The organism is Streptomyces sp. NPDC002698 (assembly GCF_042888945.1).
Lineage (GTDB): Bacteria > Actinomycetota > Actinomycetes > Streptomycetales > Streptomycetaceae > Streptomyces.
Window position 1 is genome coordinate 115,271 of record NZ_JBIAQM010000021.1, and the last position, 21,167, is coordinate 136,437.

General features: G+C 71.6%; 20 protein-coding genes. 14 read left to right on the forward strand and 6 right to left on the reverse strand.

The window, feature by feature from the left end:
* Positions 1–63: 63 nt before the first annotated feature.
* Positions 64–753 (reverse strand): GPP34 family phosphoprotein, encoded by a 690-nt coding sequence (locus ACFYW9_RS26750; protein WP_351873297.1) that lies wholly within the window; start codon positions 751–753, stop codon positions 64–66.
* Positions 754–1,056: 303 nt separating this feature from the next.
* Between ACFYW9_RS26750 and ACFYW9_RS26755 the strand changes: the two genes are divergently transcribed.
* The 3 genes from ACFYW9_RS26755 to ACFYW9_RS26765 all read left to right on the forward strand — a co-directional run bounded on the left by ACFYW9_RS26755 (position 1,057) and on the right by ACFYW9_RS26765 (position 4,787).
* A complete protein-coding gene (locus ACFYW9_RS26755) occupies positions 1,057–2,691 on the forward strand; it encodes an ABC-F family ATP-binding cassette domain-containing protein (protein WP_389155189.1) in 1,635 nt (544 codons plus the stop codon).
* Between the two features lie 127 nt (positions 2,692–2,818).
* Entirely contained in the window at positions 2,819–3,595 is a 777-nt protein-coding gene (gene ddaH / locus ACFYW9_RS26760; protein WP_389155192.1) for a dimethylargininase, read from the forward strand.
* A gap of 214 nt (positions 3,596–3,809) precedes the next feature.
* The gene (locus tag ACFYW9_RS26765) at positions 3,810–4,787 is read left to right on the forward strand and encodes an acyl-ACP desaturase (protein ID WP_389155195.1); all 978 of its coding nucleotides are present in this window, start codon (positions 3,810–3,812) and stop codon (positions 4,785–4,787) included.
* A gap of 120 nt (positions 4,788–4,907) precedes the next feature.
* Here ACFYW9_RS26765 and ACFYW9_RS26770 read toward each other — a convergent pair whose 3' ends face one another.
* Positions 4,908–5,153, reverse strand: coding sequence for a WhiB family transcriptional regulator (locus ACFYW9_RS26770; RefSeq protein ID WP_351873286.1), 246 nt, complete (start codon positions 5,151–5,153; stop codon positions 4,908–4,910).
* Positions 5,154–5,423: 270 nt separating this feature from the next.
* Here ACFYW9_RS26770 and ACFYW9_RS26775 point away from each other — a divergent pair, with 270 nt between their 5' ends.
* Positions 5,424–6,215, forward strand: a complete 792-nt coding sequence (locus ACFYW9_RS26775; protein WP_389155200.1) for a VOC family protein — start codon at positions 5,424–5,426, stop codon at positions 6,213–6,215.
* A gap of 66 nt (positions 6,216–6,281) precedes the next feature.
* On the opposite strand, the gene ACFYW9_RS26780 is transcribed toward ACFYW9_RS26775, so the two are convergent.
* From ACFYW9_RS26780 to ACFYW9_RS26790, 3 genes are all read right to left on the reverse strand, one after another.
* A complete protein-coding gene (locus tag ACFYW9_RS26780) occupies positions 6,282–7,316 on the reverse strand; it encodes a LacI family DNA-binding transcriptional regulator (RefSeq protein ID WP_389155204.1) in 1,035 nt (344 codons plus the stop codon).
* Between the two features lie 387 nt (positions 7,317–7,703).
* Entirely contained in the window at positions 7,704–8,735 is a 1,032-nt protein-coding gene (gene ligD / locus ACFYW9_RS26785; protein ID WP_389155207.1) for a non-homologous end-joining DNA ligase, read from the reverse strand.
* Between the two features lie 172 nt (positions 8,736–8,907).
* Entirely contained in the window at positions 8,908–9,546 is a 639-nt protein-coding gene (locus tag ACFYW9_RS26790) for a DUF305 domain-containing protein (protein ID WP_389155210.1), read from the reverse strand.
* A gap of 177 nt (positions 9,547–9,723) precedes the next feature.
* Between ACFYW9_RS26790 and ACFYW9_RS26795 the strand changes: the two genes are divergently transcribed.
* From ACFYW9_RS26795 to ACFYW9_RS26805, 3 genes are all read left to right on the forward strand, one after another.
* On the forward strand, positions 9,724–11,226 hold the full coding sequence (locus ACFYW9_RS26795) for an LVIVD repeat-containing protein (RefSeq protein ID WP_389155213.1): 1,503 nt from the start codon (positions 9,724–9,726) through the stop codon (positions 11,224–11,226).
* Positions 11,227–11,419: 193 nt separating this feature from the next.
* Positions 11,420–12,490, forward strand: a complete 1,071-nt coding sequence (locus ACFYW9_RS26800; protein WP_351873271.1) for an ATP-dependent DNA ligase — start codon at positions 11,420–11,422, stop codon at positions 12,488–12,490.
* A gap of 168 nt (positions 12,491–12,658) precedes the next feature.
* Positions 12,659–13,636, forward strand: a complete 978-nt coding sequence (locus ACFYW9_RS26805) for a DUF3048 domain-containing protein (RefSeq protein ID WP_389155263.1) — start codon at positions 12,659–12,661, stop codon at positions 13,634–13,636.
* 110 nt (positions 13,637–13,746) lie between these two features.
* Here the strand turns inward: ACFYW9_RS26805 and ACFYW9_RS26810 are convergent, their stop codons facing one another.
* Positions 13,747–14,211, reverse strand: a complete 465-nt coding sequence (locus tag ACFYW9_RS26810; RefSeq protein ID WP_351873265.1) for a MarR family transcriptional regulator — start codon at positions 14,209–14,211, stop codon at positions 13,747–13,749.
* A gap of 324 nt (positions 14,212–14,535) precedes the next feature.
* Here ACFYW9_RS26810 and ACFYW9_RS26815 point away from each other — a divergent pair, with 324 nt between their 5' ends.
* From ACFYW9_RS26815 to pcaD, 7 genes are read left to right on the forward strand one after another with little or no spacing between them, the layout of a single operon-like run.
* Positions 14,536–15,318, forward strand: coding sequence for a CoA transferase subunit A (locus ACFYW9_RS26815; protein ID WP_351873263.1), 783 nt, complete (start codon positions 14,536–14,538; stop codon positions 15,316–15,318).
* Entirely contained in the window at positions 15,318–15,965 is a 648-nt protein-coding gene (locus ACFYW9_RS26820) for a CoA transferase subunit B (RefSeq protein ID WP_389155219.1), read from the forward strand. Before ACFYW9_RS26815 ends, ACFYW9_RS26820 begins: the two co-directional genes overlap by 1 nt.
* Positions 15,962–17,164, forward strand: coding sequence for a thiolase family protein (locus tag ACFYW9_RS26825; RefSeq protein ID WP_389155222.1), 1,203 nt, complete (start codon positions 15,962–15,964; stop codon positions 17,162–17,164). The genes ACFYW9_RS26820 and ACFYW9_RS26825 overlap by 4 nt, the downstream gene beginning before the upstream one ends.
* A 10-nt stretch (positions 17,165–17,174) precedes the next feature.
* Positions 17,175–17,945 carry a protocatechuate 3,4-dioxygenase subunit beta gene (gene pcaH / locus ACFYW9_RS26830; RefSeq protein WP_389155225.1) on the forward strand — a complete coding sequence of 257 codons (771 nt, stop codon included), beginning with the start codon at positions 17,175–17,177 and terminating at the stop codon, positions 17,943–17,945.
* 2 nt (positions 17,946–17,947) lie between these two features.
* Positions 17,948–18,511: a protocatechuate 3,4-dioxygenase subunit alpha gene (pcaG, locus tag ACFYW9_RS26835; protein ID WP_389155266.1), complete on the forward strand. Its 564-nt coding sequence runs from the start codon at positions 17,948–17,950 to the stop codon at positions 18,509–18,511.
* Entirely contained in the window at positions 18,508–19,857 is a 1,350-nt protein-coding gene (gene pcaB, locus ACFYW9_RS26840; protein ID WP_389155228.1) for a 3-carboxy-cis,cis-muconate cycloisomerase, read from the forward strand. Before pcaG ends, pcaB begins: the two co-directional genes overlap by 4 nt.
* Positions 19,854–21,011 carry a 3-oxoadipate enol-lactonase gene (gene pcaD, locus ACFYW9_RS26845; protein WP_389155231.1) on the forward strand — a complete coding sequence of 386 codons (1,158 nt, stop codon included), beginning with the start codon at positions 19,854–19,856 and terminating at the stop codon, positions 21,009–21,011. Before pcaB ends, pcaD begins: the two co-directional genes overlap by 4 nt.
* Positions 21,012–21,167: the final 156 nt, after the last annotated feature.

A 21,167-nucleotide genomic window follows, 5' to 3' on the forward strand; every position in this document is an offset into this window, starting at 1 on the left:
TTGCCGGGCGGCACGACGCCCCGGGAACCCGCGCTCCCCGGGGCACGCCTCGGCCGCGCCGGCTCAGTTCGCCGTGGTGGTCGCCGTGGCCGCCTTGGCGGAAGCCGTCGCCGCCGCCACGACCACCGCCGTACGGACGTCCTGGATGACCTTCCTCAGGGCGGGAGCCGCCGCTCCGCCGCGTTCGGTGAGCTCGTCGATGCGGGCCCTGTGGAGCGCCCGCTCCTTGGGCGAGGCGAAGGTGCGGAGCTCGGCCGCGGTGGCCAGGGCGACGAGGGCCGCGTCGCGGTCACCGACGTCGGCGACGGGCACCGGTCCCTCCAGCACCTCGCGCGCCTGCCCGCGCAGGGCCTCCACCACGGGCACCCGGTCCAGCTCGTACTCGACGGACGGGAAGATCCCGAACACCCGCTTGCGCTCCGCGCGCAGATATCCGTCGGCGGCGAGCTGGGCGCGGACGGCGTCCAGGGTGACCCGGGCCCGTGAGGTGACCCACGGCTTCCACCCGCGGGGCAGGGACTCCGACACGAGTTCCAGGAGTCCGTCGAGAACGACGTCCCCGGTCCGGGAGTCGGCGTCGACGGGGGTGACGATGCCGTCGTCGTCGACGAGGAGGCCGCGCTGGGCGAGTTCGGTGAGGGCACCGGCGCGCACCAGGTGGTGGAGGTGGGTGGACCCGGTGATGCTCCGTTTCGTGGTGTCCCACGCCAGGAGGTAGAGCCGGGCGGGCAACGAGAGCGGGCCGTTCGGCACGAGGTCTCCTCGGTTCGTCGGTGGGGCGCGTTAATCCTTTGACAGCCCTCGGGGCCGCCCCTACGGTGTAAAGCGGTTCTGTTGCCGTCGAATGGAGAAGGACGTTGCTCGTCTGAGGTCTGAGACACCGCGTCACACACGTCCGGTCCTGTCGGACCCGTGTGTGCGCAGCGTGCGACCTCGGTGTTCGAGCCGTCCTTGGGTGCGGAGCCTTCCTCTCGCTCTCCTCCGAACCGGATCGTCGTCGCCTCGCGGTGTCCCGTACGCGTACCCCCGACCGCATCCAGCAATCGCGAGGCCCTCATGTCAACGTTCCCCACCTCCATCACCTGCTCCTCCCTGTCCTTCGCCTGGCCCGACGGCACCGACGTCTTCGACGGTCTCCAGGTCGCCTTCGGACCGGGTGTCACCGGACTCGTCGGCGTCAACGGATCGGGCAAATCAACCCTGTTGAAGCTGATCGCCGGAGAACTCACCCCGGCCGACGGCTCCGTCCGGGTCGCGGGCGAGGTCGGTCATCTGCCGCAGAACGTCACCCTCGACACCGCGCTGCGGGTCGACGAGGCACTCGGCATCCGCGCGGTCCGCGCCGCCCTGCACGCGATCGAGGCGGGTGACGTGTCCGAGGAGCACTTCGACGTCGTCGGCGACGACTGGGACGTCGAGGAGCGGGCCCGCGCGACCCTCGGCGAACTCGGCCTCGGGCACATCGACCTGGACCGCACGGTCGGTGAGGTGTCCGGTGGCGAGTCGGTGCTGCTGCGACTGGCCGCGCTCCTGCTGCGCCGGCCCGACGTCCTCCTGCTCGACGAGCCCACCAACAACCTCGACCTGTACGCGCGACGACGGCTGTACGCGGCCGTGGAGGCCTGGTCCGGGGTCATGGTCGTGGTCAGTCACGACCGCGAACTCCTCGACCTGGCCGACCAGATCGCCGATCTGCACTCCGGCGAGGTCGGCTGGTACGGCGGGAACTTCTCCGCGTACGAGGAGGCGCTCGCCGCCGAACAGGAGGCGGCGGAGCGCATGGTGCGCGTCGCCGAGTCCGATCTGAAGAAACAGAAGCGCGAACTGATCGACGCTCAGGTCAAGTTGGCCCGGCGCAGGCGGTACGGGCAGAAGATGGCCGAGCAGAAGCGTGAGCCGAAGATCGTCATGGGAGCGCGCAAGCGGTCGGCCCAGGAGTCCGCGGGCAAGCACCGGCTCCTGCACGAGGGCAGGCTCAGCGAGGCGAAGGAGCGTCTCGACGAGGCGGTGGAGGCCGTACGCGACGACGATCTGATCCGGATCGACCTGCCGTACACGGCCGTACCGCCGGGGCGCACCGTCCTCACCCTCGACCGGCTGGAGCTGCAGCACGGCTCGCGGGTGAACGGCGTGTTCGATCTTCGCGGACCCGAACGCGTCGCGATCGTCGGGCGCAACGGAGCGGGCAAGACGACACTCCTGCGCACGATCGCCGGGGAGCTGGACCCCGTGTCCGGGGAGGCGCTCGCCCATGTGCCCCTGCGCTTCCTGCCACAGCGGCTCGACGTCCTGGACGACGATCTGAGCGTGGCCGAGAACGTGGCCCGGTACGCACCGGCCGCCACCGACAACCGGATCCGGGCCCGTCTCGCCCGCTTCCTGTTCAAGGGGGCGAAGGCCGACCAGCAGGCGGCGACGCTCTCCGGCGGCGAACGCTTCCGCGCGGCGCTCGCGGCCCTGATGCTGGCCGACCCCGCCCCGCAGCTCCTGTTGCTCGACGAGCCGACGAACAACCTCGACATGGCGAGCGTCCGCCGGCTCACCACGGCCCTGGAGTCGTACGAAGGGGCCCTGATCGTCGCCAGCCACGACATGCCGTTCCTGAAGTCGATCGGCATCACGCGACGGCTGCTGCTGGAAGGAGGAGAACTGAAAGAAATCGCTCCGGAAACTGTCGGGTATTCCTCATAGTGCGGGGAGCGGAGGCGGCCTAGCGTCGGGGGTGGGCGGCGCGCCCGGCGTCGGGCCGGGGCTTTTGCGCGCGAACCACGCTGCATGATGTCGCGCCGACACCCCCAGCCGATTCGGAGACCCGCCCGTGCCCCGTCAGAAAGCGCTCGTACGCAGGCCCGGCCCCCGCCTCGCCGAGGGGCTGGTGACGCACGTGGAACGCACGGCGGTGGACGTCGGTCTCGCGGTCGAGCAGTGGGAGGCGTACACCGGGGCACTGCGTACGCACGGCTGGGAGACCGTGGAGGTGGACCCGGCCGAGGACTGTCCGGACTCGGTGTTCGTCGAGGACGCCGTCGTCGTCTTCCGCAACGTCGCCCTCATCGCCCGCCCGGGCGCCGGGTCCCGCCGCGCCGAGACCCCGGGGGTGGAGGAGGCCGTGACGCGCCTCGGCTGCTCGGTGAACCGGATCCGGGATCCGGGCACTCTCGACGGGGGCGACATCCTGAAGGTGGGCGACACCATCTACGCGGGCCGCGGCGGCCGGACGAACGCGGCGGGCATCCAGCAGTTGCGCGCGGTCTTCGAACCGCTCGGGGCACGGGTCGTCGCCGTTCCCGTCAGCAAGGTGCTGCATCTGAAGTCGGCGGTCACCGCGCTGCCCGACGGGACGGTGATCGGGTACGAGCCGCTCGTGGACACCCCCTCCCTGTTCCCGCGCTTCCTGGCGGTGCCGGAGGAGTCCGGGGCGCACGTGGTGCTCCTGGGCGGCGGCAAGCTGCTGATGGCGTCGTCCGCCCCGAAGACCGCCGAACTGCTCGCCGGCCTCGGCCACGAACCGGTCGTGGTGGACATCGGCGAGTTCGAGAAGCTCGAGGGCTGTGTGACATGTCTCTCGGTGCGGCTCCGGGAGCTGTACGTCTGACCGAGTGAGCGAACCATCCGTACGGCCCCGGGCCCCCGACGCCCCCGGGCCTCTCCGGTGTGCGCCGGGAAGAGGGGTGTCCGCGCCTGTAACACCGCTGGTCAGAGACCTTTACAGGCTCCTTAACCTACGGAGTCGTAACCTACGGAGACGTAGCCTACGATGCCGTAGGTTTGGTTTTCCGCTCGTTGTCCCGTCCCTCCCTGGAGCACCCGTGACGATCACTTCCCCCGACCTCGGCAGCCCGGCAGCAGCCTGGACCGACGCTCGCCTGCTGTACGCGCTGGAGGAAGTCGTCGAGACCGAGCTGAATCGCCACCTGAAGGTGGCCAAGGACTGGATGCCGCACGAGTACGTGCCCTTCAGCGACGCCCGTAACTTCCCCGGCCTCTTCGAGGACGGCGAGGCCTGGGACAAGGAGCAGTCCAAGGTCACCGAGATCGGCCGGATCGCGCTCGTCGTCAACCTGCTCACCGAGGACAACCTCCCGAGCTACCACCACGAGATCGCGTCCCTCTTCGGCCGTGACGGCGCCTGGGGCACCTGGGTGCACCGCTGGACGGCGGAGGAGGGCCGGCACGGCATCGTGATGCGCGACTACCTGCTCGCCTCGCGCGCGGTGGACCCGGACAAGCTCGAAGCGTTCCGGATGCAGCACATGAGCGAGGGCTTCGAGTCGGACAACCGCCACTCGATGCTGCACTCGGTCGCGTACGTCGCGTTCCAGGAGCTGGCGACCCGCATCTCGCACCGCAACACCGGTCACCAGTCGGGCGACCCGGTCTGCGACCGCATGCTGTCGCGCATCGCGACCGACGAGAACCTGCACATGGTCTTCTACCGCAACCTCCTGAAGGCCGCGTTCGAGCTCGCCCCCGACCTGACCATGCAGGCCTGCCGCGACGTCGTCGTCAACTTCCGGATGCCCGGTCACGGCATGCCCGGCTTCGAGCGCATGGCCGCGCAGATGGCCATCGGCGAGGTCTACAACATGCGCATCCACCACGACGACGTGCTCCAGCCGGTGCTGCGTCACCTCAAGGTCCTGGAGATCGGCGGCCTCGGCCCCGAGGGCCTCAAGGCGCAGGAGGAGCTCGGCTACTTCATGGGCGGCCTCGACGCCGAGGCCTCGAAGTTCGACGAGAAGCTCGCCGCCCGCAAGGCCCGGATGGCGGCCCGCGCCACGGCGTAGCCCCTCCCGCGAGTACGGCCGCCCCGGCCTTCGGGGCGCCGCTCTCCCCGGCGCGTCCACGGGCGTCCCGGGACCCGATCTCCGAGCCCCCGCGCGGCCGACGCCGCGCGGGGGCTCGTGTCACTCCAGGGCGCGTCGCAGGCCGAGACGCTCCTTCTCGGAGAGTCCGCCCCACACGCCGAAACGTTCGTCGTTGCTCAGCGCGTAGTCGAGGCACGCGGGACGCATCTCGCACATCCCGCAGATGCGCTTCGCCTCGCGCACCGAGCTGCCCGGCTCGGGAAAGAAGAAGTCCGCCCCCGTCTGCGCACACAACGCCTGCTCCTGCCAGGCGAGGTCGGACGGAGTGATGGTTACCGAGTACATGGCCAAGAGCCTGCCCGACGGCGAAAAACGTTCGATCAACGCGGGATCAACGCGACGTACCAAGGCTCCCGGCGGCCTCGATGATGGCCCCGCGGGAGGCCTCGGGCACGGCGGCGCGCGGGAGGACCCGGCGACAGGACGAAGCCCGTCGGACACCTTAAGTGACGGGCACCGCCGATCCGGGTGGTTCGCGCGTCTCCACGGCGATTGTCAGTGGGCGGTGGAAGACTCGGCACCAAAGGCAACGGGACCCCTCGAAGGAGGGCAATCATGCTCACCACCAGGTTCGTCAACGGCTCCCCGAACTGGCTGGATGTCGGTACCACCGACATCGAGGGCGCCATCGCCTTCTACGGAGGCCTCTTCGGCTGGCGGTTCCAATCGGCGGGGCCGGACGCCGGTGGCTACGGCTTCTTCCAGGCCGACGGCAAGACCGTGGCCGGGGGCATGCAGATCACCGCCGAGCAGGGCCCGCCGTCCTGGAACGTCTACTTCCAGACCGCCGACGCCGAAGCCACCGCCAAGGTGGTCGAACAGCACAAGGGCACGGTGCTCATGCCGCCCATGGACGTGATGGGCGAGGGACACATGGCGATGCTCGCCGATCAGGCGGGCGTGGTCTTCGGCGTATGGCAGCCCGGCCGGACCAAGGGCCTGGGCATGGCCGGCGACCCGGGTTCCCTGTGCTGGGTCGAGCTCTGCACACCGGACATCGCGGCGGCCGCCGGGTTCTACAACTCCGTCTTCGGGTGGCAGACGACGTCGGCCCAGTTCCCGGGCGGGACCTACACCTGCGTCAACCCGGCGGACACCGAGGAGGAGGACATGTTCGGCGGCCTCGTCCCGCTCGCCGACGACCCGGTCGAGGCGAGGACCGGCGCGTACTGGCTGCCGTACATCGAGGTCCCCGACGCGGACGCCGTGGTCGCCAAGGCCGGGGAACTCGGCGGTACGGTCCGTATGCCCGCCACGGACATGGAGGGCGTCGGCCGCATCGCCAAGCTCGCCGATCCGTACGGGGCGCGTCTCGCGGTGATCAAGAGCGCACCTCAGCAGAGCTGACGCCCCCGGCGGGCGGACCCGCGCGGGGCCGAAGCCCGTCAGCCCCGTGCCGAGGGTGCTCCGGTCCTACGCCGAGGCCCGTCGCACCAGCGTCGTCGGCAGGACCACTCCGGAGGCCTCGGGCGCCGTGTCCCCGGCCGCCCTGCCCTCCAGCCCGCGGATCAGCAGCCGGGCCATCAACCGGCCCATCTCCTCTATGTCCTGACGCACCGTCGTCAGGGGTGGATCCGCCTGTTCGGCGATCGGCAGCATGTCGTCGAAGCCGATCACGGCCACGTCCTCGGGCACCCGGCGCCCGTGCTCGCGCAGCACGCGCAGCGCGCCGAGCGCCGACAGGTCGTTCGCCACGAACACCGCGTCCACGTCGGGGCGGCGCTCCAGCAGTTCCCGCATCGCGCGTTCGCCGCCGGCGGGGGTGAAGTCGCCCTGCGCGACGAGCGCCGGATCGGCGTCGGCCATGACGTCCCGGAAGCCGTCGAGCCGGTCGACCGCGGACGTCTGGTCGAGGGCCCCGGTGATGTGGGCGATGCGCGTCCGCCCGAGTCCGATCAGGTGGCGAACGGCCTGGCGGGCTCCGCCGCGGTTGTCGCAGTCGACGTAGACGGCTTCGCGGACGCCGTCGCCCCAGCCGGGCCGTCCGCCGAACACGGTCGGCACACCCGCGCCGTGGATCAGGCCCGGCAGCGGGTCGTCGAGGTGCAGCGAGAAGACGAGCGCGCCGTCGACGTGGCCGCCGGCGAGATAGCGGGCGACGCGGGCGTGGTCGTCGCGGCCTTCCGTGAGCAGCAGGACGAGCTGGGAGTCGTTGGCTGTCAGTTCCTTGCTGATGCCGCGGAGCTGGAGTGCGAAGAAGGGGTCGGCGAAGACCCTGGTCTCCGGCTCGGCGATCACGACGGCGACCGCGTCGTGGCGCCGGGTGACGAGGCTGCGGGCGGCCTGGTTCGGAACGTACCCGAGTTCCTCGACGGCCCGGCGCACGCGCTCGACGAGCGGTTCACGGACCCCGTCCCCACCGTTCACGACTCGTGACACGGTGGCCCGGGAGACCCCGGCCCGCGCTGCCACGGCCTCCAGCGTGGGGCGCGACACTGTCTCGGTCACCTCAGGGCACCTCCTCGGCGGATGCGGATCAGGATAGCCGCGTGGCCGCTCGCGCTGTGGAAGTGCTCCCCGATCACCGAGAACGGCTCGAACCGATCCCGCCGCGGGGCGCCTCGGCGGCGAGAGTGCCGGCCCGTTCCCCGACCCGGGGCGGGAGTCGGGGCGGGAGTCGGAGCCCCGTGCGATCGGCCGACCGCCGCATCCGCCCCGCGGCCGTCGACTCGCGGACCGATGGCACGCGGGCCGATGGCGCGGGCGCCCGGACGGAGTTCGCGTGCGCGGCGGCCGAAGTCGCCCCGCCGTCACGGGAGTCGCGCCGTCCGGCCCGGGCCGGAGAGGGTCCCGAACAGCCGGGCACGACCGCCCGGACGGGGGCCGCCCGGGGAATCACTCGTCCTGCGGCGCGGCGTCCTCGTGCTTCGCGCGGCTCGGCTGCACCCGCTTGGGCTCGCCCGGCATCTTCGGATAGTCGGGCGGGTACGGGAGGTCGCCGAGGCCGTGGTCGTGCTCGTCGCGGTCGGCGAGTTCCAGCAGTGCCTCCAGGGAGAAGGCGTGGTCGTCCATGTCGGCGTGCACATCGCCGAGTTCGGCGAAGCGCGCCGGCATGGTCGCCAGGTCGAAGTCCCGGGGCCTGGCGTCCCGCACCTCGTCCCAGCGCAGCGGAGCGGAGACCGGGGCGTGCGGGCGGGGCCGTACGGAATAGGCGGAGGCCATGGTGCGGTCGCGAGCGGTCTGGTTGTAGTCCACGAAGATCTTCTCGCCCCGCTCCTCCTTCCACCAGGCGGTGGTGACCTGATCGGGCATACGGCGTTCGAGCTCGCGCCCGACGGCGATGGCGGCCCGGCGCACCTGGGTGAAGGTCCAGCTCGGCCGGACCGGCACGAAGACGTGCAGTCCGCGGCCCCCGGAGGTCTTGGGCCAGCCCCGCAGACCGCCGTACTCGTGCAGGACCTCGCGCAGTTCGTGGGCGGCGCGTACCGCGTCCGCGTAGTCCGCGCCGGGCTGCGGGTCCAGGTCGATGCGCAGTTCGTCGGGGCGGTCGACGTCGTCACGGCGGACCGGCCACGGATGGAAGGTGAGCGTGCCGAACTGCGCGGCCCACAGCACGGCGGCGGGCTCGGTGGGGCACATCTCGTCGGCGCCGCGGCCGCTGGGGAAGGTGATGCGGGCGGTCGGGATCCAGTCGGGCATGTTCTTGGGCGCCCGCTTCTGGAAGAAGGACTCGCCGGTCACCCCGTCCGGGTAGCGCTCCAGCGTGGTGGGACGGTCGCGGAGGGCGCGCAGGATGCCGTCGCCGACCGCGAGGTAGTACTGGGCGAGGTCCAGCTTCGTGAACCCGCGCTCCGGGAAGAAGATCTTGTCCGGGCTGGACAGACGAACACTCCTGCCGGCCGCTTCGAGTTCCACCGCATCGCCCATGCGAGCCACGGTAGGCGCAGCTCACGGGCCCCGCACACCGGGCGGACGCCCGCTCCGCGCAGAAGCGACGAGCGGTGGACGCTCGGGGGAGGATACCGATCGGTACCCTGCCCCGCGTCCCACCGCATGACCCAGACGACAGGATCCGAACGACAGGATCCGAACGACGGCCCTAGAGCATCGCGCGCATGCGGGTGATCTCGCTGGTCTGCTGGGCCACCGTGTCGTCGGCCATCTCCTCGATCAGCAGGTTGTTGCCCTGCGCCTTGACGTCGGTGGCCATGGTGACGGCTCCCTCGTGGTGAGTGATCATCAGGGTGAGGAAGAGAGCGTCGAAGTCCGCGCCGCGGGCCGCGCGCAACTCCTTCAACTGGGCCTCGGTCGCCATTCCCGGCATCCCGGTGTGCCGGTGGCCCCCGGCGTCCCCGGTCTCCGTCTCGCCGTGTGTCTTCAGCCAGCCCCGCATGGCCTCGATCTCGGGGCCTTGGGCCGCGGAGATACGCAGGGCGAGGCGTTCGAGGTCCCCCGACCGGGCGCGGTCCGGGACGAGCCCGGTCATCTCCAGTGCCTGGGTGTGATGTTGGATCATCATCCGGGCGTACGACACGTCGGCCGAGTTGGGGGTGTCGTCATCGGCGCGCTGCGCTGCCGCCTCGCCGGCGGAGAGCGTGCGGTTCTCCTCGCCCGGCGCGCCGGGGACGATCACCGAAGGTCCGCCGCCGGCAGCGGACCTGTCGCCGGTGTCCGCGTCACAGCCGGCGAGGGCGAGCACGAGCAGCGCGGCAGCGAGGGGTGCCCGGCTTCTGAACACAACGACCTCCTGGTGTGGGGGAGTTGACGAACCTGACTGACACTCATGGATCCTCGCATTGATCACCGGCGAGATTCATGACGAACGTATTACCCATCTTTGATCTGTGCATGATGAAGGCGATACTTCGGGGGACCGTGAACCGTTCCCCCGTGAACGGCGACAATGGAGGTTGCAGTGACCCTGTTAAACCATCCCCGAACGCGGCACAGACGACTGGGTGTCGTCGCGGCCTGTGCCGGACTCCTCGCGGCACTCCTGACGGCCGTTCCCGCGGCCGCCACCCCCGACCCCGGGGACGGCCCGGCCGCGGAACGCCAGGTGTCGCAGGAGGCACGGGCTCGGGCGGCCGAGGCGATAGCCGACGGGGAGATACCCGGACAGGACGAGATCGTCCACTCCGACAACATCGAACACCTCACCAACATCCCCAAGGACGCGCTGCCGGGCACCAACTCGGACCTGGCCTTCCAGGGCCGGTACGCCTTCGCCGGCAACTACGACGGTTTCCGCATCTTCGACATCGCCGGCCCCGGGGCACCGAAGACCGTCGCGCAGGTGCTCTGCCCGGGCTCGCAGAACGACATCTCCGTCTCCGGCGACCTGCTCTTCCTCTCCACCGACTCCTCGCGCAGCGACAGCAGTTGCAACAGCACCACGCAGCCCGTGACCGAGAAGTCCTCCTGGGAGGGCATGAAGATCTTCGACATCAGCGACAAGAGGAACCCGAAGTACGTCGCCGCCGTCGAGACCGCCTGCGGCTCGCACACCCACACCCTGGTGCCCGAGCGCAGGAACGTCTACGTGTACGTCTCCTCGTACTCGCCGAACGCCGCCTACCCGGACTGCCAGCCCCCGCACGACGGCATCTCCGTCATCAAGGTGCCGCGCAAGGCCCCCGAGCGGGCGGCGGTCGTGAACTTCCCCGTCCTCTTCCCGGGCGAGGGCCCGGACGGCGGCGGCAACCCGGGCTCGCCCACCAACCCGGGCGTGTCCAAGACCACCGGCTGCCACGACATCACCGTGCTGCCGGAGAAGGACCTGGCCGCCGGTGCCTGCATGGGTGACGGCATCCTGTTCTCCGTCGAGGACCCGGAGAACCCGAGGGTCATCGACCGGGTCCAGGACAACGTCAACTTCGCGTTCTGGCACTCGGCGACCTTCAACCAGAAGGCGAACAAGGTCGTCTTCACCGACGAGCTGGGCGGCGGCGGCGCGGCCACCTGCAACGCCGAGATCGGCCCGAACCGCGGCGCGGACGGCATCTACGACATCGTCGGCAAGGGCGACAAGCGCAAGCTGGTCTTCCGCAGCTACTACAAGATCCCCCGTCACCAGGCGGCCACCGAGAACTGCGTCGCCCACAACGGCTCGCTGATCCCGGTCAAGGGCAAGGACCTGATGGTCCAGGCCTGGTACCAAGGCGGCGTCTCGGTCTGGGACTTCACCGACTCCTCGAACCCGAAGGAGATCGCCTACTTCGAGCGCGGTCCGCTGTCCACCACCGGAATGGTCACGGGCGGTGCCTGGTCGGCGTACTACTACAACGGCCGCATCTACTCGAACGACATCGCCAAGGGCTTCGACGTGCTGAAGATCAGTGACCGGCGCACGGACCCCGCCAAGCGGGTGCGGCTGGACGAGCTGAACGTCCAGACCCAGCCGGACTACTTCGGCTGACCCCGGCCGGCCGTCCCGCCGCGAGGAAGCGGGACAGGTCCGCCCCGTCCGTCCCGCCGGAGGCCTCGGCCTCCGGCGGGACCCCCGGCTCCCGGTCCGGACGCGAAACGGACGCGAAACCGCAGGACAGCCGCACCCCGCCGGGCGGAAGACGCGACAGGCGGACACCATGGACGGCTCTTAGAGTCGAAGTATGGATCTGCCGGTGATGCCCCCCGTGAAGCCGATGCTCGCCAAGCCGGTGGCGAAGATCCCGCCGGACATGCATTACGAGGCGAAGTGGGACGGGTTCCGGGCCGTCGTGTTCCGCGACGGCGACGAGGTGGAGATCGACAGCCGCACCGGAAAGCCGCTGACCAGGTATTTCCCGGAGCTCGTCGAGGCGCTGCGGGAGCGGTTGCCGGAGCGCTGTGTGATGGACGGGGAGATCGTGATCGCCAGGGACGGGCGGCTCGACTTCGACGCGCTCTCGGAGCGGATCCACCCGGCGGACTCACGGGTGCGGATGCTGGCCGAGAAGACCCCCGCCTCGTTCGTGGCCTTCGACATGCTGGCACTGGCCGACGCCTCGCTGCTCGACGTGCCGCTGAGCGAGCGGCGCGCGCTGCTGGTGAAGACGTTGTCCAGGGTGACGGCGCCGGTGCACGTGGCGTCGGCGACCACGGACCGCGAGGTGGCGCAGGGGTGGTTCGAGCGGTACGAGGGGGCGGGGCTCGACGGGGTCATGGCGAAACCGCTCACCCTGCCGTATCTGCGGGACGAGCGTGCCATGTACAAGATCAAGCACGAGCGGACGGCGGACGTCGTCGTCGCGGGGTACCGCTTCCACAAGAGCGGACCGGTCGTCGGGTCGCTGCTGCTCGGCCTGTACGACACGGAGGGCACGCTCCAGCACGTGGGCGTGAGCGCCGCGTTCACCATGGAGCGGCGGGCGGAACTGGTGGAAGAGCTGGAGCCCCTGCGGCTGGAGGACGCGGCCGGGCATCCGTGGGCGGCCTGGGCGCAGGAGTCGGCGCACGAGACGGCCCGGCTGCCGGGGGCGCCGAGCAGGTGGTCGGCGAAGAAGGACCAGTCCTGGATCCCGGTCCGGCCCGAGCGGGTGGCCGAGGTGGCCTACGACCACATGGAGAACGGCGTACGGTTCCGCCACACGGCCCGCTTCCGCCGATGGCGCCCCGACCGCACCGCCGAGAGCTGCACGTACGGACAACTGGAGGAGCCGGTCGGCTACGACCTGGCGGAGATCCTGGGGCCGCGGAGCTGACGCACCGCGCACGGAGCCGCTTCCTCCGCGACCCTCTTCGACCCTGCACGGATCGTCCCGCTGAGCCGATCAACTCAGCCGCCGCGCGCAATCAGAAACGATCGGGTATGGCCACCGATGAACTGATGGACGCACAATCGATGGCACGGGACAGGTGGCACGGTGGGCATACGAGAGTCGGTTCGGACGCGGCGCGGCGCATGGACGGCGGGACTGCTGGCCGTCACGGTCACGGCCTCACTGATGACGGGCTGCACCTCGGGCGGCGGAACGGCCGACGACAGCCGGTCCCCGAGCCAGAGCCCGAGCGACAGCGGGACCGGCGTCCCGAACAGCGGCCCGGTACTCGCAGTGAAGATCGACAACGCGCCCGACGCCCGCCCCCAGACGGGGCTCGACGCGGCGGACGTGGTCTACGTGGAGCAGGTCGAGGGCGGTCTGAGCCGGCTGATGGCGGTCTTCGCGAGCACCCTGCCCGACAGCGTCGGGCCCGTGCGCAGTGCCCGCGAGTCGGATCTCGAACTGCTGAGACAGTTCCACGAGCCGACGCTCGCCTTCTCCGGGGCCCAGCACAAGCTGCTGCCGCTGATCGACGACGCTCCGCTGGATCCCGAGCCGGCGGGGAAGGTGCCCGACGCCTGGTACCGGGGCACGGGCAAGGCCGCGCCGCACAATCTGTATCTGCGCCCGCGGCGACTGATGGACTCCGCGCCCGGCGACGCCGCGCTGACCACGGGCTTCCGTTTCGGCGCGGCACCCGAGGGCGGCACCCCCGAGGCCTCCCGCACGGTCCGCTTCCCGTCGGCCCGCTTCACCTTCACCTGGTCCGCCGACCGCGAGCGCTGGCTGGTGGCGATGGACGGCACGCCGACGGTGACGACCGACGGCACCTCGGTGGCTCCGGCGACGGTGGTCATCCAGTACGTGAAGGTGCGCGCGTCGAGGTACCACGACTTCCTCGGCAACAACACTCCGTTCACGGAGTCGGTGGGCTCGGGCACGGCCCGGGTACTGCGCGACGGCCGCGCCTTCGACGCGAACTGGACGCGTCCCGAGGCGGCCGACGGCACGCGGTTCACCAGTCCGGACGGCACGCCCATGAACTTCGCCCCGGGGCAGGTGTGGGTGGTCCTCGCCAAGGCGTGAGCCCCGGGCACCCGGGTGTGGGCACCCGCGGGCGGACGGGCCGGCCGGGCCCCCGGTCCGGCCCCCGCTCCAGCCCCGGGTTCGGCCCCCGCTCCGGCGGACCTCAGCCCTCAGTGCTGCGCGCGGAGGGGTTCCCCGGGGTTGCGGAGCCCCTCGGCGGCGTCCGAGACGCGTTGGATGAGGCCGAAGAAGAGATCCTGCTCCTCGGCGGAGAGAGGAGCCAGGAAGACCTGGTTCATGCGCGCGGTGCGCACGGTCAGCTTCCGGTGGACGCGCAGCCCCTCGTCCGTGAGGCGCAGCAGGAAGCGCCGTCCGTCCTGCGGGTCGCGCACCTTGTCCAGCAGCGCGCGGCGCCCGAGCCGGCTGATGACCTCGGCGATCGTGGACCGGTCGAGTCCCACCCGCTCCCCCACCGTGCGCTGGTCGAGGCCGGGCTCGGCGACCAGCGCGTTCAGGACCGCGAACTGGGGCGAGGTGATCTCCTCGGAGACCATCGTGTTCCACAGCAGGTAGTGCGCCTGCTGGAGTCGCCGGGCCAGGTGCCCGGGGTGGGTGGAGAGGTCCACCGCGGCCATGTGCGCTCCTCGGGTCCGGTTCGCGCCGGTGACAGCGCCGCACCGGGGTGGTGTGCGTCGATGCCCAGCGTCTCGTCGATGCCCCGCGTCTCGGGGGCGCTCCGGGTTCATCGATGCTCTGAATTCGTTGGTGCACTGAACGATACCTGCCCTACCTGGCGGCTGTCCCACCCCTGTCGGCCTTGCCGACCCTTCACATCGCTGCTCCTATCCGAAGTCTTGACGGACCGAAGTCCGGATGGCAGCGTGTTGAACACCTCGCAGAATTACTCAGTGCCCTGACTAATTTGGCGCCGGACACTCGGGAGAGATGAGGCTTCACGGATGGACAAGGTGGTCGCCACGGCACTGGAGGCGGTGGCCGATGTACCGGACGGCGCGACCCTCGCGGTCGGCGGATTCGGCCTCAGTGGCGTTCCGAACGTGCTGATCGAGGCCCTCCACGAGCGTGGCGTCCAGGGACTCGGGGTCGTCTCCAACAACTGCGGGGCCATGGACTCCGGGCTCGCGACCCTGCTCGCCGCCGGACGCGTCGCCCGGGTCACCGGCTCGTACATCGGCGCGAACAAGGAGTTCGCCCGGCAGTATCTGGCCGGCGAGCTGGAGGTCGAGATGATCCCGCAGGGGACGCTGGCAGAGCGGCTGCGCGCCGGCGGTGCCGGCATCCCCGCCTTCTACACGCCCGCCGGGGTCGGCACCCAGGTCGCCGACGGCGGACTGCCGTGGCGGTACGACGGCCACGGCGGCGTCACGCTGGCCTCCCCGCCGAAGGAGGTGCGCGAGTTCGACGGCACCGCGTACGTGCTGGAGCGCGGCATCCGCACCGACTTCGCGCTGGTACGGGCCGCGAAGGGCGACCGGCACGGCAACCTCGTCTTCAACAAGTCCTCCCGGAACTTCAACCCGCTCGCCGCGATGGCCGGCAGGGTGACGATCGCCGAGGTCGAGGAGCTCGTGGAGCCGGGCGGGATCGATCCGGACGCCGTGCACCTGCCCGGCATCTTCGTGCAGCGCGTCGTGGCCCTGACCCGCGAGCAGGCGGACGCCAAGATGATCGAGAAGCGGACGGTCTCGGCGTCCGCGGCGGACGGGACGGTGAGCGGGTGATGGCCTGGAGCAGGGAAGAGATGGCGGCCCGCGCCGCGCGTGAACTGAAGGACGGCCAGTACGTCAACCTCGGCATCGGCCTGCCGACCCTGATCCCCAACCACCTCCCCGCCGGCGTCGAGGTGATCCTGGAGTCGGAGAACGGCATTCTGGGCACCGGCCCCTACCCCGCCGAGGACCAGGTCGACCCCGACCTCATCAACGCCGGCAAGGAGACCGTCACGGTCCTGCCGGGCGCCTCGTACTTCGACTCCGCGCTGTCCTTCGGGATGATCCGCGGCGGGCACATCGACGTCGCGGTGCTGGGCGCGATGCAGGTGTCGGCCGGCGGCGACCTCGCCAACTGGGCCGTCCCCGGCAAGATGATCACCGGCATCGGCGGGGCGATGGACCTCGTCCACGGGGCCCGGACGGTCATCGTCGTGATGACCCACACCGCCAAGGACGGCTCGCCCAAGATCCTCCGTGAGTGCGGGCTGCCGCTCACCGGGAAGGCGTGCGTCAACCGCGTCATCACCGACCTCGGCGTCCTCGACATCACCCCCGCCGGGCTGCTGCTGGTCGAGACCGCTCCGGGTGTCACGGCCGGTGAGATCGCGGCGAAGACCGCCGCCGAGGTCGTCGTCGCGGAGGGGATCCGGTCATGAAGGACGTCTACATCGTCGACGCCGTCCGGACGCCCTTCGGCAGGTACGGCGGCTCACTGGCCGCCGTCCGCCCGGACGACCTGGCGGCCCACACCGTCCGCGAACTCCTCGCCCGGACCCCGGACCTGGACCCGGCGCGGATCGACGACGTGTACTTCGGCAACGCCAACGGCGCGGGCGAGGAGAACCGGAACGTGGGCCGGATGGCCGCCCTCCTGGCCGGACTGCCCACCTCGGTGCCCGGCGTGACCGTCAACCGGCTGTGTGCCTCCGGCCTCGAAGCCGTCATCCAGGCGGCCCGCGCCATCGCGCTCGGCGACGCCTCCGTCGCCCTGGCCGGTGGCGTCGAGTCGATGACCCGCGCGCCCTACGTCCTGCCCAAGAGCGAGCGGCCGTTCCCGGCCGGGCACGCCGAGCTGTACTCCACCACGCTCGGCTGGCGCATGGTCAACCCGCGGATGGACCCGCGGTGGACCATCCCCCTCGGCGAGTCCGCCGAACTCATCGCCGACAAGCACGGCATCACCCGCGAGCGGCAGGACGAGTTCGCCCTCGCCGGCCACCGGAAGGCGGCCCGGGCCCAGGCGGAGGGCCTGTTCGACGCCGAGATCGCTCCCCTGTCCCTGCCCGGCCGCAAGGGCGGTCCGCTCGTGTTCGGCGCCGACGAATGCGTCCGCGCCGACACGTCTCTCGACGCCATGGCCCGGCTCAAGCCGTCCTTCCGCGCGGAAGGGGGCACGGTGACCGCGGCCAACGCCTCACCCCTGAACGACGGGGCCGCCGCCCTTCTGCTGACCGACGCGGAGGGGCTTCGGGCCACCGGCCGCGAACCCCTCGCCCGGGTGTCCGCGACGGGCGTGTCCGCGACCGACCCGCAGTACTTCGGACTCGCCCCCGTCGAGGCCGTGAACCGCGCTCTGGCCAAGGCGGGCAAGGGATTTGACGATCTGTCGGTGCTGGAGCTGAACGAGGCGTTCGCCGCGCAGGTCCTCGGCTGCCTCGCCGAGTGGCCCGAGTTCGACCCCGCGATCCTCAACCCGCGGGGCGGCGCCATCGCCCTCGGCCACCCCCTCGGCGCCTCCGGTGCCCGGCTCGCCGGAACCGTCGCCCACCAACTCGCCCGCGAAGGCAGCGGAGTCGGAGTTGCCACCCTCTGCATCGGCGTGGGCCAGGGCCTCGCCCTCGTCCTCGAACGCTAGGAAGTCGGCCATGGCTCTCACTCAGTCGGACATCGACGCCGAGATCAAGGATCACCAGGACACGTACGACAAGGCGGTGGCCGGCGGCGCGCCCGTGCGGCACCACCCCGCGCGCGACTATCCCCCGTACCGCAGCTCGCGGCTGCGCCACCCTCAGCAGCCGCTGGTCGCCGTGAGCGGCGGCGACCCGGAGACGGTCGAGCTGTCGGGCCCGGTCTTCGGCGTCACCGACATCACCGGGATCGACAACGACCTCACCCTGCAGCACCGGGGCGAGCCGATCGGCGAGCGGATCACCGTCTCGGGCAGGCTGCTGGACCGCGAGGGCCGACCGGTGCGCGGCCAGCTCATCGAGATCTGGCAGGCCAACGCCGCGGGACGGTACGCCCATCTGCGCGAGCAGCACCCGGCCCCGCTCGACCCCAACTTCACCGGCGTGGGACGGACCCTGACGGATGATCAGGGGCGGTACACGTTCACCACGGTCAAGCCGGGACCGTACCCCTGGGGCAATCACACCAACGCCTGGCGGCCCGCGCACATCCACTTCTCCGTCTTCGGCAGCGCGTTCACCCAGCGGCTGGTGACCCAGATGTACTTCCCGGGCGACCCGCTGTTCCCCTACGACCCGATCCTGCGGTCCGTGACGGACCCGGCGGCCCGCGACCGGCTGACCGCCGCGTACAACCACGATCTCTCGCGGCCCGAGTTCTCCATGGGCTACGAGTGGGACATCGTCCTCGACGGTCCCTCCGCCACCTGGATCGAGGAAGGCCGATGAGCATGACCGAGCGGCTGCTCCCCACCCCCGCGCACACCATCGGCCCCTTCTACGGCCACGCGCTGCCGTTCCCGGGCGGCGGCGACATCGCGCCCCCGGGCCACCCCGACACGATCACCCTGCACGGCCACGTGCTCGACGGGGCGGGCACACCGGTCCCCGACGCCCTGCTCGACTTCTGGCAGGCCGCGCCCGACGGCTCGCTCACCGGCGCTCCCGGATCGCTGCGCCGCGACCCGTCCACGGGCGGCTTCCTCGGCCGCAACGGCGTCGACTTCACCGGCTTCGGCAGGGTCGCCACCGACGCCGACGGCCGCTACGCGCTGCGCACGCTGCCGCCGGGAAACACCGGACTGCCGTACATCGGGGTGTGCGTGTTCGCGCGGGGTCTGACGCACCATCTGTTCACCCGCGCCTATCTGGCCGACGGCGGCGATCCGCTGCTCGACGCGCTGCCGGACGAGCGGCGCGCCACGCTGATCGCGGCCGAGGGCGCGATGCGGACGTACCGTTTCGACATCCGCCTCCAGGGCGAAGGCGAGACGGTCTTCCTGGAGTTCCGGTGACACCCGCCGACCCCGTCGTGGACGACACCGGTCTGCTCGCTCCCGGCCGGGCGGGCTCACCGGCGTCCACCGCGACGAGCGACACCGCGTATCTGCGGGCCCTGCTCGACGCGGAGGCCGCGCTGACCCGGGCCCAGGCGTCCCTGGGCCTGGCCCCGGCCGGGGCCGCGACGGCGGTGACCCTCGCCGCCGGTGACGCGGACTTCGACATCACCTCGATCGCGCTCCGCGCCCGGAGCGGCGGCAATCCGGTGATCCCGCTGGTCGCGGACCTGACGGCCGCCGTCGGCGCCGAGTTCGGCCCGTACGTCCACCGGGGCGCGACGAGCCAGGACATCCTGGACTCGGCCACGATGCTCGTCGCGGCCCGCACCCTGGACCTGGTCCTGAACGACCTGGAACGGACCGGGCGCCACCTCGCCCGGCTCGCGGCGGAGCACCGGGACACCGTCATGCCCGGCCGCACGCTCACCCAGCACGCGGTGCCGACGACCTTCGGGCTGAAGGCGGCCGGATGGCGGTCCCTGGTGCTCGACGCCAGGGACCGGCTGCACGCCGTACTGACCTCCCTGCCCGCCCAACTGGGCGGCGCCGCAGGAACCTTGGCCGCCTTCACCGCCTTCGGCGCGGACGACACCCGGGCCCTGACCGCCGCGTACGCACGCGAACTGGGCCTCGCCGAGCCCGTGTTGCCCTGGCACACGCTGCGCACACCGATCGCGGACCTGGCCGGAGCGCTGGCGTTCACGGCCGGAGCGCTCGGCAAGACGGCCGTCGACGTGCTGACTCTCTCCCGCACGGAGATCGCCGAGCTGGCCGAGGGATCCGGCGGCGGTTCGTCCGCGATGCCGCACAAGGCGAACCCGGTGCGGGCCACCCTCGTGGCCGCGGCCGCCCGGCGCGCCCCCCTGCTCGCGGCCACCCTGTACGGGGCACTGCCCGCCGAGGACGAGCGGCCGGCCGGGGCCTGGCACGCCGAGTGGGAGCCGCTGCGCGATCTGCTGCGGCTGGTCGGCGGGGCGGCCCGTGACACGGCCGAACTGACCGCGGATCTCCGGGTGAACGCCGACGCCATGCGCGAACACCTGGGCCTCACGCACGGGTTGGTCGTCTCCGAACGGCTGGCCGCCGAACTCGCCCCGGTGCTCGGCCGGGCGCGCGCCAAGGAGCTGCTGACGCGAGCCGCCGAGAGGGCCGTCGGTGAGCGGCGGCCCCTCGCGGACCTGCTCGGCGAGGAGCCCGGCCTCAAGGACCTCCCGGGCGTCGACCTCGCGGAGCTCACCGACCCGACCCACTACACGGGCTCCGCCGGAGTCCTCACCGACCGTGCTCTGGAGCGACCTTGACCGCGAATCCGCTCACCCACCGCGCCGAGGGACCCGTCACCGCTCCCCCGCTGCTTCTCGGGCCCTCGCTCGGGACGTCGTACGCCCTGTGGGACAAGATCGCGCCCGAACTGTCCACCACCCACCGGGTGGTGCGCTGGAACCTTCCCGGGCACGGCGGTTCACCCGCCGATCCGATCGGTCCGGGAGCGACGGTCGCCGATCTGGCCGCGCTCGTCCTGGAGTTGGCCGACTCACTGGGCATCGGGCGCTTCGCGTACGCCGGTGTGTCGCTGGGCGGCGCGGTGGGGCTGCACCTGGCGGTCCACCGTCCCGAACGGCTCTCGTCCCTCGCGGTCATCTGCTCCTCGGCCCACTTCAACGGGTCCAAGCCGTGGGAGGAACGGGCCGAACTGGTGCGCCGCGAGGGCCTCGGACCCGTCGCGGCGACCGCCGACGCCCGATGGTTCACCGCCGGTTTCACCGTGCCGGAGCTGCTCCAGGACCACCGCGACGCAGACCCGGAGGCGTATGCCGCCTGTTGTGACGCCCTCGCCGCGTTCGACATCCGCGACCGGCTGGCGTCGGTCACCGTACCGACGCTCCTGATCGCCGGGCGCGAGGACCCCGCGACGCCGCCCGCGCATCTGCGGGAGATCGCGGACGCGGTGCCGGGTGCGGCGCTCGTGGAGATCCCGGGCGCCTCGCACCTGGCGCCCGCGCAGTGCCCGGAGGCCGTGCTGACGGCTCTGCGGGCGCACTTCTCCGGCGGGGGCGCGCGGCGCGGCATGGAGGTACGCCGTCAGGTCCTCGGTGACGAGCACGTGGACCGCGCGCAGGCGCGCCAGAGCCCGTTCACGGCCCGGTTCCAGGACTTCATCGCGCGCTACGCCTGGGGCGAGATCTGGACCGACACGACACTGACGCGCCGCGAGCGCAGCATGATCACGCTGACCGCGCTGGTGGCGCACGGCCACTACGACGAGTTGGCGATGCATGTCCGCGCGGCGCGGCGCAACGGGCTCTCCCCCGAGGAGATCGGCGCGGTGCTGCTGCAGACGGCGGTCTACTGCGGTGTCCCGGCCGCCAACTCGGCGTTCGCGGTGGCCCAGCGGGTGCTCGCGGAGGAGGCCACGGAGGAGGACGACGCCTCTCCGTCGGACTCGTCGGACTGACACCGGCCAGGGGCACGCGGCGGACCGGCCCCGGCCAGGGGCTCCTCGGACCGACCCCCGCCGGGGCACCCGCGAGTTACCCCGGGCCGGGGGCACCCTCGGGCTACCCAGACCAGAGGCCCTCTCAGACCCGCCCCCGCCCGGGACCCTCAGACC

Bases quoted from the DNA above. Each gene is read 5' to 3' on its own strand.
- ACFYW9_RS26825 (WP_389155222.1), top strand. From the start codon at position 15,962: ATGAAGGACGTCTACATCGTCGACGCCGTCCGGACGCCCTTCGGCAGG.
- ACFYW9_RS26775 (WP_389155200.1), top strand. From the start codon at position 5,424: ATGCTCACCACCAGGTTCGTCAACGGCTCCCCGAACTGGCTGGATGTC.
- ACFYW9_RS26810 (WP_351873265.1), bottom strand. From the start codon at position 14,211: ATGGCCGCGGTGGACCTCTCCACCCACCCCGGGCACCTGGCCCGGCGA.
- ACFYW9_RS26815 (WP_351873263.1), top strand. From the start codon at position 14,536: ATGGACAAGGTGGTCGCCACGGCACTGGAGGCGGTGGCCGATGTACCG.
- ACFYW9_RS26800 (WP_351873271.1), top strand. From the start codon at position 11,420: ATGGATCTGCCGGTGATGCCCCCCGTGAAGCCGATGCTCGCCAAGCCG.
- ACFYW9_RS26820 (WP_389155219.1), top strand. From the start codon at position 15,318: ATGGCCTGGAGCAGGGAAGAGATGGCGGCCCGCGCCGCGCGTGAACTG.
- ACFYW9_RS26755 (WP_389155189.1), top strand. From the start codon at position 1,057: ATGTCAACGTTCCCCACCTCCATCACCTGCTCCTCCCTGTCCTTCGCC.
- pcaG (WP_389155266.1), top strand. From the start codon at position 17,948: ATGACCGAGCGGCTGCTCCCCACCCCCGCGCACACCATCGGCCCCTTC.
- ligD (WP_389155207.1), bottom strand. From the start codon at position 8,735: ATGGGCGATGCGGTGGAACTCGAAGCGGCCGGCAGGAGTGTTCGTCTG.
- pcaH (WP_389155225.1), top strand. From the start codon at position 17,175: ATGGCTCTCACTCAGTCGGACATCGACGCCGAGATCAAGGATCACCAG.
- ACFYW9_RS26770 (WP_351873286.1), bottom strand. From the start codon at position 5,153: ATGTACTCGGTAACCATCACTCCGTCCGACCTCGCCTGGCAGGAGCAG.